This is a genomic window from Enterococcus sp. R12 (assembly GCF_058135755.1).
The window spans coordinates 2,919,127-2,931,512 of record NZ_CM176874.1 but is presented as its reverse complement, the minus strand read 5'-3'; the positions used below and the strand labels follow the sequence as shown (position 1 = coordinate 2,931,512).

Here is a 12,386-nt window from a genome sequence, read left to right as displayed (position 1 = left end):
AATATCAGGGGGATTACGATGCAGAATAAGAGAAGATTTGAACAGTATCATCGCTATGGGCTATTATTTATCGCACCATTTTTTCTAGCATTCTTTGTTTTTCAGCTTTATCCAATTCTCTATACGATTTACCTAAGCTTTACGGATCTAAAAGGGTGGAATCCAGCTGCCAATCTTGTCGGACTGGATAACTATTTTGCGATTTTTCGCAACCCGTTATTTTTAAAATCCATCAGCAATACCTTTATTTTGTGGGGCGTAAACTTTGTCCCTCAAATTGGCTTGGCTTTGTTGCTGGCGGCATGGTTTACCAATATCAAGTTGCGCTTGCGGGGGAAAGGCTTTTTCAAAGTCGTTTTTTACTTACCCAACATCATTACTGCCGCTTCAGTAGCAATCTTATTTTTCGTTTTGTTCAGTTTTCCGTTAGGTCCGATCAACCTAGTCTTGCAGCATTTCGGTGTTTTGGACCAGCCCTATGACTTTTTCCGTAGTGAAACGGGCACTCGGCTGATCGTTTCCTTTATCCAATTTTGGATGTGGTATGGTCAGACAACGATCGTTTTAGTTTCGGGCATTTTGAGCATTGATGATGCTCTTTTTGAATCAGCAATGATCGATGGAGCCAATGATGGTCAAATTTTCCGCAAGATCACGCTGCCTTTGTTAAAACCAATCTTGCTTTATACATTAGTGACATCCTTGATTGGCGGCTTGCAAATGTTCGACATTCCTTTTTTGCTGACAAACGGCAATCCCAACAATAGTGTCTTAACGATCACGATGTTTATCTACAACCAAGCCTTTACCGGGAGTCGGAATTTCAACGTTGCCGCAACCGCGTCGGTGCTATTATTGGTACTTTCGATCGTATTAAGCACGTTATTGTTTCAATTTTTCAAAGAAAACAGCAAAGTGGGGCGAAAATAAATGGAAAATAGCTATCGAGCAAAACGATTGTTGATCTATGTCTTTTTGGTGTTGCTGACCATCTTAAGTATTCTGCCGTTTTGGGTCGTCTTAGTCAATGCGACCCGTTCAGCAGAACAGATCCAGCAAGGGCTGTCCTTGTGGCCTGGCGGTAATCTCCAATACAACTGGTCCGTCTTAATGGGCAGAGGCTTCAATGTTTTCAATGGATTTAAAAATAGTTTCTTGATTGCGGCTGGCGCTACCGTTCTCAATGTATATTTTTCGGCATTGACAGCTTATGGCGTGATCGCCTATGAGTTTCGTGGCAAGAAAGTCCTGTTTGCTGTCATTCTTGGGCTGATCATGATTCCCCAGCAAATCAGCATGATCGGTTTTTATCAATTTATGAATCGCTTAGGGCTCTTAAATAATTTTCTGCCATTGATTTTACCAGCGATCGCATCACCTGCTACCGTTTTTTTCTTAAAGCAATACTTAGAAACGATCTATCATCCTGATTTGGCAGATTCTGCTCGTTTGGACGGAGCCGGCGAAATCAAAATTTTCCATCGCATCATGTTGCCCTTGATGAAACCGGGCTTAGCCACCATGGCGATTTTCTCGTTCGTGACCTCGTGGAATAATTTCTTGATGCCCTTGATCTTGATCAACGATACGGAAAAGTATACGTTGCCGATGCTGGTCCAATTGCTGAAAACTGATGTTTACCGTACTGAATTTGGCAGTATGTATCTAGGGATCTCCTTAAGTATTATTCCTTTATTGCTGATTTACCTGTTTCTATCGAAATACATCGTGGGCGGTGTGACGGCTGGCGGAATCAAAGGATAGCGAGACCTTTTTACCAAAAGAAAACGCTGGACTGAGTCTTCAGTCCAGCATTCATTTAACGGATCACACGGGAGAGATCAAGTGCCGCAAAGCGCAAATCGTTGATATTCAAGAAATGTTTCGCCACTAAAACGTTGCCGCCAAACAGCGGGGCCTGATCGCCTAATCGACTGTTTTTGATCTTCGTGTTTTTGGTGAACTGGCTGGTCAATTTTTGTTGCAGCGCCAGTAATAAATCAGGAATTTTGCGATAGACCGAGCTGTTGATATAGACTTCTTCGGGATCAGAAAAAGTGATGACATTGTTTAGCCCAATACTAAGAAACTCAACATTTTGTTGCGCCAACTCGACTGCTGATTTTTCTCCGGCATGATAGGCTTGTGCAAAGGTATCCGAATTAACGAACGCTGTTTTTGTATAGTGACTGTAGGTGTCAAACAAGACTTTGTTCGACGCATATTGCTCTAAGCAGCCTCGATTGCCGCAAGGGCACAAGTTGCCGTGAGGAAAGAGCGTAGAATGGCCAACTTCCCCCGCCATGCCGTGAGTACCGGTTTGTAGCTGCCCATCAACGATGATTCCGACACCGATCCCACTATGGACGCTGACGCTCAGTAAATTCGTGGAATCAGAAGAAAAACAGTACTCGCCTAAAGCCGTCAGATTGGCTTCGTTTTCTATATAGACCGCCGTATTGTATTTTTGGCTCAAAGGGGCGATCAAATCAAAGTGTTCCAAGTCGTAGTAGGGGGCAAAGGTAACCGTCTGATTGTGAACGATGCCGTGGATCGCCAAACAGATTCCTACTAATCCATGAGTGGTTTGCGGCATTTGCGGCCAAAACTCTTTCATCATGGAATCGATCGTCGCTAGTACATTTTCTTTGGTGATCAATTCATGGGAATGGTCGGCAGAGGCGATCATCTCGCCATTGATATAAGAGAGCATCCCTCGAACATAGTTATAGCCGATGTCAAAGGTAACAGCTAAGCTGCTACGGTGATTGAATTGCAATTGAATCGGTTTGCGACCACCGATCGAAGTGGAATCACCAATGCCGACTTCGCGCACGAAGTCCGTGTCGATCAGTTTTTTGGTTATTTGAGAAACAGACGCTTTATTGAGATGGGTCAAATTTGACACTTCCGCTCGTGACACATTTTCATTGTCAATGATCGTCTTCAATACAGCCGCTTCATTTTGTTCGCGTATGCCCATTTTATTGATAATCATGTGTTCTCCTCTTCGTAGATGTGATTAGTGTTAGTTTACCGTGCAAATTAATATTGTGCAAGCTGAAGAATAAAGAAAAGACGCAGAATGTAGGAGCAGCAGTTTGAGAAGGAAAAACCATGAAAGATTCGTTGAAAGCGCTTGACAGGAATGCGAGAATCGTTTACTATCCAATTAGTTAGTTTTGAATGCTAATTAACCGATTAAGGGTCAATGGTTAACTGCTTCAAACAGAGGAAGGAGAGAAGAGATGGCTTATTTTTTAGGGTTGGATCTAGGAACAAGTGCGTTAAAAGGCTTAGTTTTTGATCAAACCGGGGAACTCCAAGGAACAGCAAGTGCTGACTATCCATTGTCATCCCCTAGACCGGGGTTCAGTGAGCAAGAGCCGGTGCATTGGCAAGAGGCGGCAAATAAGGTGATCAAAACCTTGATCCAGCAGCTTCCAACGCTGCAGAAGGAATTGATCGGCGTCAGCTTTTCTGGGCAAATGCATAGTCTTGTTTTATTGGATGAAGAAAACCGAGTCATTCGTCCGGCAATATTATGGAATGACGTTCGAACCACCAAACAATGCCAAGCGATCATGGCATCCTTTGGAGAGGAAATAAAAGCAATCACCAAGAATGTTGCTTTGGAAGGGTTCACCTTACCAAAAATTTTATGGGTCCAAGAACACGAGCCTGAACATTGGCAACAAGTTCGTCACATGATGCTGCCAAAAGACTACTTGGCTTTTTGGCTGACTGGGAACTATTCGATGGATTATTCCGATGCGGCGGGTACGTTACTGCTGGATATCGAAAAGAAGTGCTGGTCTGAAGCCATTCTAGAAAAATTCGCAATCGCATCGGATTTACTGCCACCGCTTTTTGAATCAGCAGCGCCTGTAGGGCAAATGCGAAAAGAGCTGCAAGAAGCTTTTGGGTTTGAACAAGAGGTGACGATCTATGCAGGTGGCGCAGACAATGCCTGTGCTGCATTAGGTTCAGGGATCATCGCCGAAGGTGTCGGCATGGTGTCGATTGGCACTAGCGGTGTGTTCTTATCCTTTGAAGAAGCGCAAGAGGTTGATTATCAAGGAGATCTACACCTTTTCCGTCATGCGATCAAAGACAAGTTGTATTCAATGGGGGTCACGTTAGCCGCTGGAAATTCCTTAAGCTGGTATCGTGATACGTTTGCCCCCAACCAATCGTTTCAGGAATTGCTTTCAGCGATCAGTGAGGTAAACCCAGGGGCAGAAGGCCTGCTGTTTACGCCTTATATCGTGGGCGAACGCACCCCGCATACCGACAGCCAAATCAGGGGTAGTTTTATCGGCATCGACACACGGCATCGCGAAAAGCATTTCAGTCGTGCCATCTTAGAAGGGATCACCTTCTCTTTAAAAGATTCCCAAATGATCATGGAAGAACGGGCACAGCGGAAATTCACCCAGATCGTTTCTGTGGGGGGCGGTGCGAAAAATGCCGAATGGCTGCAAATGCAAGCCGATATTTTTAATGCAGAAATGCTGACTTTGTCTACTGAGCAAGGTCCAGGTATGGGCGCAGCAATGCTGGCAGCAATCGGCAGCGGCATTTATCCAGATGCAGGTGCCTGTGTTAACGCCTTTGTCAAATACGGCAAGGCCATTGCACCGATTCCTGAAAATGTCGCCAAATACCAAGAAATTTATGCGATCTACCGCACCGTCTACCAACAAACCGCACCTATCTGCCATGCATTGGCGCAAATCGAGTAGCGTAATGGCAGCAGGCAATCTACATGATCAAAGCAAGGAATCGTTTTTGGTTCTAAATGATTGGAAACAAGTAAGTTAGTTTATTACACTAAAAAACATAAAATGGAGGCAACAACAATGACTTATTTCCCAGAGATCGAAAAAATCCGCTACGAAGGTCCTAAAACAGACAATATGTTTGCATTTCGCCACTACGATGCCGAAGAAGTTGTTTTAGGCAAGAAAATGAAAGATCATCTACGTTTTGCAATCGCCTATTGGCATACGATGACGCAAGACGGCTCTGATCCTTTCGGCGCACCTGTCAACAAACGGACGTGGATCGGTGACACCGAAATGGAAACGGCGAAAAATCGAGTAGAAGCCTTCTTCGAGATTTGCGAAAAATTAGGGGCAGAGTTCTTCTGTTTCCATGATGTTGACGTGGCACCTGCAGGAGAAACGTTAGAAGAATTTTTCCAAAACTTAGACGAAATCACCGATTTGATCAAAGAAAAAATGGAACAAACGGGAATCAAACTATTATGGAATACAGCAAATATGTTCTCACATCCTCGTTTCAATAACGGCGCTGCTTCCACCAATAATGCGGAAGTTTATGCGTATGCGGCAGCCCAAGTCAAAAAAGGCTTAGATATCTCGAAAAAATTAGGCGGCGAAAACTATGTCTTCTGGGGTGGCCGTGAAGGCTATGAAACCTTGTTGAATACAGACATGAAATTTGAACAAGACAACATCGCCCGTCTATTCAAAATGGCGATCGCTTATGGCGAAAAAATCGGTCATAAACCGCAGTTCTTATTAGAGCCGAAACCAAAAGAACCATCAAAACATCAATATGATTTTGATGCAGCGACAACGATGGCCTTCATTCAGCACTACGGCTTAGAAGGAGATTTCAAATTAAACCTAGAAGCCAATCATGCAACATTAGCTGGCCATACCTTTGAACATGAAATCGCCGTTGCCCGTAGCTATAACGCATTAGGCTCACTGGATGCCAACCAAGGAGATATGCTGTTAGGGTGGGATACGGATGAATTCCCAACCAACGTCTTTGACTCCACACTCGCTTTATACGAAGTCTTAGAAAACGGCGGCATCGCGCCGGGAGGAATCAATTTCGATTCTAAAGTCCGTCGTTCGTCATTTGAAATGGAAGATCTGTTGTTAGCCCACATCGCTGGTATGGATACGTATGCCAGAGCGTTGAAAGCAGCAGCGAAACTAAAAGAAGACCGCTTCTTAGACGAGTTGAAGGAAAAACGGTACGCCTCTTTCCAAGAAGGCATCGGAGCGAAGATCGTTGCTGATGAGGAAAACTTAGAAACACTGACAGATTACGCATTGGCTCATGATCAAATCGAATTAGAATCCAGCCACATTGAATATGTGAAATCTCGTTTGAATGATTACCTGTTTTAATAAGAAACGACTGTCGTTCTGAGGAGCGGCAGTTTTTTCACCTAAAAAATATTTTTTAGCAATTGTTACGAATCAACCAACTTATGATACGATAAAATGTAACCGATTTATTTCGGTTTAGGAAATGAAGGAGGCAACTTGATGTTTCACACAAACTTAGATCCTTTCCCAGAAAACTTCTTATGGGGGGCAGCTTCGGCGGCCTATCAAATTGAAGGAGCATGGGCAGAAGACGGCAAAGGTCCGTCGATTTGGGACACCTATGCCCAAATTCCTGGCAATACTTTTGAGGAAACCAACGGCAAAGTGGCGATCGATCATTACCATCGGTACAAAGAAGATGTTGCTTTGATGAAGCAAATGGGCTTGAAAGCCTATCGCTTCAGCGTGGCGTGGTCGCGAATCTTGCCTGATGGCGAAGGCGCGGTCAATGAAGCGGGTGTGGCGTTTTACGAAAAGCTGGTGGACGAATTGCTTCGGCAAGGAGTAGAGCCGATTTTGACGCTGTATCATTGGGACCTTCCCCAGGCTTTGCAAGACAAATACTTAGGATGGGAAGGCCGAGAAACAGCAGAAGCATTTGAACGGTATTGCCGGATCCTTTTTGAACGCCTAGGAAAGAAAGTCACCTATTGGGTCACCATGAATGAACAAAATGTCTTCACTTCTCTTGGGTACCGTTGGGCGGCACATCCGCCGGGCTTGAAAGACTTAAAACGGATGTATGCAGCCAATCATATCATCAACCTTGCCAATGCTAAGGCGATCAATTTGTGCCATGAGCTGGTTCCTCAGGGCAAGATCGGTCCAAGTTTTGGCTATGGACCGATGTATCCGTTTAGCTGTGACCCAGAAGATGTGCTGGCAGCAGAAAATGGCGAAGCCTTCAACAACGCATGGTTTTTAGATGTCTATTGCAAAGGCGAATACCCGAAATTTGTGTACAAGCAATTAGCCAAAGTTGGCTTGGCTCCTGAAGTCACTCCAGAAGATCAAGCACTATTAAAACAGGCAAAACCTGATTTCTTAGGAATCAATTACTATCACGGTGGGACGGCCCAGCAAAACAATTTGCAAAAGCAGTCAGCTGAAAAGAAAGAATTTTCTAAAGTCGATCCGTATTTGATGCAAGCGGCAGCTGGTGAGTTCTCACCCGAAGAAACCATGTTTGCGACAGCAGAAAATCCTCACTTGAAAAAAACAGATTGGGGCTGGGAGATCGATCCCGTTGGTTTCCGTGTAGCCTTGCGCCGCATCCAAGCCAATTATGACTTGCCGATTTTTATTACTGAAAATGGGTTAGGCGCTATCGATCAATTGACAGAAGACAAACAGATCCATGACCCATATCGCATAACCTATTTGCAGGAACATCTGGTGGAACTGCAAAAGGCCATCACGGATGGGGTTGAGCTGATCGGCTATTGTGCTTGGTCCTTTACAGATCTACTGAGTTGGTTGAATGGATACAAAAAACGCTATGGGTTTGTTTATGTTGATCGCGACAATCAAAGCGAACGTCAGTTGGCGCGCATCCCGAAAGATAGTTTTTATTGGTATCAAGAGGTGATTCGCACCAACGGGGCAAGTTTGACAAGTGAAACATGATGTAACGAAGGAGTAGCTGAAAATGGAGGTTGGAAAATGCGTAAAGTGTTGATCGTTGACGATGAAGCATCGATCCGAAATGGGCTACCTCTGATCATCGATTGGGAACGTCTGGGGTATCAAATCGTCGGGTCGGCGGAAAACGGCGAAGCTGGCTTGGCAATGATCCGCGAATTGAAGCCAGATGTTGTGATCGCTGATATCCGTATGCCGGGAAAAAATGGTCTTGAGATGGTGCAAGCAGCATCGGAGGAAGGGCTTTTGTTTTTTGCCATTATTTTATCCGGCTACTCAGATTTTGACTATGCCAAGCAAGCGTTGCAACTGGGCGCTGTGACCTATTTGCTGAAACCAGTTGACGAAGAAGAGCTGATCGGTATTTTGACGAAAATCGATCAAAAAGCCAAGACCGATCAGCAGAAAAATCAGAAGAGTCAGTTGATGGAGAAATTGTTTGGCGGGGATCAAACGGGGATCAAAGACGCACAAGCCATCAAGCTATTGCGTCTTTCCGAGGAGGCAGATGCCCAAAAGCTGGTTGAGAAATTGCAGGAGCAAGTGGCGCAAGTCGTCACCTTGATCCATCGGCATCATCGGTATTTGGTTTTGTTAAACGAGGAGCGCTTTCCCGACGAGGCGATCGATGCGTGGTGCCGTAAAAAATTGGCTCACCGAGAAATCTTGATCTCCCGCTGGTTTGCGGCGCAAGATAACTTGAAGCCATTGATGATCGATATCCAGACATTAAGTAAATTGATTTTCTTATTTCCCAATCAAGTCATTTCTCACCATGTTTTGGATACGACGCAAGAAGCAGAAGAACGAAGTGATTTGCGTGAAGAATTAGTTAAGGCGATTTTGGCAAACGATCCGTTAGAACAGCCGTTATCCCGCTATTATCAAACCTTTTATCATTCATTGGCATTGGAAGAAGAGATCAAATGGCAAATCAATGGTGACATCGAATGGCTGCAGCATCAAATCAGTGAAAAAGTAGCCTTAGCAATCAAATGGTCGACAGACGAAGTGCATCAGCAGATTTTTCTCGCCCAGACGTTTCCAATGCTGCAAGAGGTGATCACCGCAAAACTAACAGACTTGCAAGCAACAGTCGCCAGCAGTTTGAACCAAATCGATATCATTGCAGAATTGATCCAATACACGAAAAAGCATTATCAAGAAGATTTGACCTTGAAAAAAATCGGGGAACGTTTCAATTACAATAGTGCCTATCTAGGCAAGAAGTTTCGCAAAGAAACTGGGAAAAATTATTTGGCGTTCTTGGATGAAGTTCGAATGGAAAAAGCGGTGGAAATCTTGCGTCATTCCAATCTAATGGTCTACGAAGTTGCTGAATTGGTGGGCTACAGCAATGTTGATTATTTCTACAAAAAGTTCAAACAATACCATCAGGTTTCACCGAATGAGTTTCGGAAAACATAAGAAAATTCGCTGATACATGAGCAGCTATTTTTCAGGAAAACAGTCCATCGCATAGGCAATGAAAAGAGAAATTTGTGAAAAGAAAAAGCGGCATTACAGGTTCGCATGGCGGCAGCAAGAGACAACACGTCTTTTTTTGTCGCCATTTTTTTGAATAATCTCGTCAGAAGCTCATACAAGAAAATGCTTTAAAAAAGCTATTGACGTCGTTTTCATTTTGAAGTATAGTAAGTGCATCGGATCGTTACTGATAATGCAGGCGTGACCACAGGTATGAGATTTTCTCCATTCGTTTGTTTTGGAAAAAGATCATAGCTAGTTGGTGACGTTATTTTTTTGTTTTATTTTAGGAGGTGTTGACCATGGAAATCGTCAAAGTATTTAATAATAATGCTTCATTAGTCCTGAACGACAATCACCAAGAAGAAGTTGTGATGGGGAGTGGCATCGGCTTTGGTTTGAAGCCAGGCGACACTGTCGATCAAAAGAAAATAGAAAAGCGATTCATCATTAACGACCAAAAAAGTATTGCAGATTTGGAACAGCTGCTTAAACGGATTGAATATCGTGATCTGCAACTGGCCAGCGATATTTTAAAATTGTTTGAGGAAGCGTTTCAATGCGAAAGCAATCCTGCACTGCTAGTGGCACTTGCAGACCATATCGGTTTTGCTCTGACGAGGGCAAGAGAAGGGATGAAAATTCAAACACCCTTAGAATGGGAATTAAAGCAGGTGTACCCGAAAGAATATGAAATTGGTCTTCAAGCGGTTGAGCTGATGCAAAAGCGAACACATCTGAATATTCCGCAAGATGAGGCTGCTTTTATTACGCTGCATTTCGTGAATTTTTTAGGCGATAACAACGGAATGGAAGAAACAATGCTGATTTCCAAAGTCATGAAAGATATTTTGACGATCATCAATTATCATTATGGCAAAGAATTCAGACAAGACTCTATTTATTTTTCCCGATTCATCACTCACATTCGCTACTTTGTTAAACGACAGATGAGCAATGAGCTACCAGCTCAACCAGCGTCTAGTTTATTAGATGTGATTCAACTGAAATATCCGTTGGATTATGAGTGTGCTATGAAAATCAAGCAATTTCTGGAAAATAGGTATCAGTGGGAAATCACTGAAGATGAAGTGTTGTATTTAACCTTACATTTAAATCGATTGGCATCTTAACGGATCGTTACTGGTAAAGCAGGCGTGACCTAGAGTGAGCACTCAAACGAGTCTTTTGTTTGAGGTGTCTTCTAGATCACGCTTTTTATTATACGCAAAAGGAGAGTAACTATGAAATTTGAAAACGAAAGTGCCGCGATCATTCGCTTGATCGGTGGTGAAAAAAATATCGACAGCTTGGTTCATTGTGCAACGAGATTGCGTTTTGGCTTGAAGGATGACGCCAAGGCCAATAAAGGGGAACTTCAAAAACTACCCTATGTGATGTCCGTTGTACAAAGTGGAGGACAATATCAAGTCGTAATCGGCAGCAATGTATCAGATTATTATGCGACGATCTCAGCTATGGCTGGGTTATCAGATCAAGAAACAGGTTCTTCGAAAAAAACAGGTTTTAATTTGAACGCCGTATTTGAAATTATCTCAGGTGCTTTTTCTCCTTTAATTCCTGCTCTAGCAGGTTCGGGGATGCTAAAAGCACTGCTGACGGTTTTGACCCAATTTAATTGGTTATCAGCAGAATCTTCTACTTATGTCATTTTGAGTGCCACGAGTAATGCAATATTTTATTTTTTACCGATTTTCTTAGGGATCACGTTGTCGAAAAGATTAGGTGCCAACATGTACGTTGGCGGTGTGATTGGTGCAGCATTGTTGGAACCTCAGTTTACTGGGTTGATTGGCGTTGAAAATACAAATTTCTTAGGGATACCAGTTCAAGCCGTGGACTATGCCACAACCCTATTTCCGATTTTTGCGGCTATTTTTATTTATCAATTTGTAGATAAATTTTTGAAAAAGATTATTTATAAAGACATTCAATTGTTTGCCGTACCAATGCTTAGTTTGATGATCATGATTCCATTGACCGTTATCCTTTTTGGTCCATTCGGCACTTTTTTCGGGGATCTTTTATCAGGAAGTGTAATGTGGTTATTTGAAAAAAGCCGGATCCTTTCAGGCATCGTTTTAGGCGGCGGGATGACCTTCATGGTTATGTTTGGTTTGCACTGGGGCTTTACACCTGTAACGTTAGATAATCTGACAAGATTAGGTGGAGACCCTATTGAAGGAATGGCATTGGCCGCTGTTTTTGCTCAAATCGGGATTGCAGTTGGCTTCTTCTTACGAGCGAAAAAACATTCGAAAATGCGGGCTTTGGCAGGCCCAGTTGCATTGACTGGCTTCTTTGCCGGCGTGACAGAGCCCATCGTCTATGGGATTATTCTTCGTTACAAAAGACTTTTGCCGATCGTAGCTATTTCCGGTGGTTTAGGCGGAGCAGTGTTAGGTGCTTTTGGTGTGACGATGAATGCGTATGTTTTCCATAATATTTTTTCCTTGCCTGTTTACAGTCCTTTGGTGGGTTATCTGATCGGAATCACCGTTTCATTGTTGTCAGGAGCTTTACTGGCTTATTTCTTCGGCGTGAAGGAAAGCGAACTAACAGAATTTGAAGCAGAGCCTGAATCAGAGGTAGAAAGTATCTTAACCAATGCAGCAACTCCGATTTATTCACCGGTAAAAGGACAAGTGATGCCTTTAGCAGAAGTGGAAGACGATGTGTTCGCCAGCGGAATCGCTGGACAAGGAATTGCGGTCATCCCCGATGAAGGAATCATTCGGGCACCTTTTGCAGGTACTGTTGTTGCTGTTTTCCCTTCTAAGCATGCGATTGGTATTAAATCTGATCAAGGGGTTGAATTATTGATCCACGTCGGATTGAATACCGTGAATCTAAATGGTGAGTTTTTTGATGTTAACGTCGAAAATGGTGCGACAATTGCACGAGGAGATCGTTTGTTGACCTTTGACCGGCAGGCGATTCTGGATAAAGGCTATCAATTATCGACACCCGTGATCGTTACAAATTGTGGACCAGATACAGTAATCGAGTACGAAACAACGGCCGGAACAATTGAAGTAGAAGGGATTCTGTTTACCGTAAACAACGAAGGATAGGAGTTTGAAA

Annotated in this window: 9 protein-coding genes; 8 read left to right on the top strand and 1 reads right to left on the bottom strand. The window is 43.4% G+C overall.

The features are described 5' to 3' along the window. The first annotated feature begins 18 nt into the window (after positions 1-18). Positions 19-930 carry a carbohydrate ABC transporter permease gene (locus ACTW1R_RS13585; protein ID WP_489927299.1) on the top strand — a complete coding sequence of 304 codons (912 nt, stop codon included), beginning with the start codon at positions 19-21 and terminating at the stop codon, positions 928-930. Then, positions 931-1,764, top strand: a complete 834-nt coding sequence (locus ACTW1R_RS13580; protein ID WP_005228444.1) for a carbohydrate ABC transporter permease — start codon at positions 931-933, stop codon at positions 1,762-1,764. 55 nt (positions 1,765-1,819) lie between these two features. On the opposite strand, the gene ACTW1R_RS13575 is transcribed toward ACTW1R_RS13580, so the two are convergent. Then, positions 1,820-2,998, bottom strand: coding sequence for an ROK family transcriptional regulator (locus ACTW1R_RS13575; RefSeq protein ID WP_015510297.1), 1,179 nt, complete (start codon positions 2,996-2,998; stop codon positions 1,820-1,822). Positions 2,999-3,248: 250 nt separating this feature from the next. On the opposite strand from ACTW1R_RS13575, the gene xylB reads away from it, so the two are divergent. The 6 genes from xylB (at position 3,249) to ACTW1R_RS13545 (ending at position 12,376) form a co-directional block, all read left to right on the top strand. Further along, positions 3,249-4,745, top strand: a complete 1,497-nt coding sequence (xylB, locus tag ACTW1R_RS13570; protein WP_270289786.1) for a xylulokinase — start codon at positions 3,249-3,251, stop codon at positions 4,743-4,745. A gap of 117 nt (positions 4,746-4,862) precedes the next feature. Next, entirely contained in the window at positions 4,863-6,170 is a 1,308-nt protein-coding gene (gene xylA, locus ACTW1R_RS13565; RefSeq protein ID WP_008380597.1) for a xylose isomerase, read from the top strand. A 141-nt stretch (positions 6,171-6,311) separates the two neighbouring features. Beyond that, complete coding sequence (locus ACTW1R_RS13560) at positions 6,312-7,778, top strand: glycoside hydrolase family 1 protein (RefSeq protein ID WP_375826484.1); 1,467 nt, start codon at positions 6,312-6,314, stop codon at positions 7,776-7,778. 36 nt (positions 7,779-7,814) lie between these two features. After that, entirely contained in the window at positions 7,815-9,221 is a 1,407-nt protein-coding gene (locus ACTW1R_RS13555; RefSeq protein ID WP_489927298.1) for a response regulator, read from the top strand. A 362-nt stretch (positions 9,222-9,583) separates the two neighbouring features. Continuing rightward, a complete protein-coding gene (licT, locus tag ACTW1R_RS13550) occupies positions 9,584-10,414 on the top strand; it encodes a BglG family transcription antiterminator LicT (protein WP_010749938.1) in 831 nt (276 codons plus the stop codon). 111 nt (positions 10,415-10,525) lie between these two features. Next, positions 10,526-12,376, top strand: a complete 1,851-nt coding sequence (locus tag ACTW1R_RS13545; RefSeq protein ID WP_375826486.1) for a beta-glucoside-specific PTS transporter subunit IIABC — start codon at positions 10,526-10,528, stop codon at positions 12,374-12,376. Positions 12,377-12,386 lie beyond the last annotated feature (10 nt).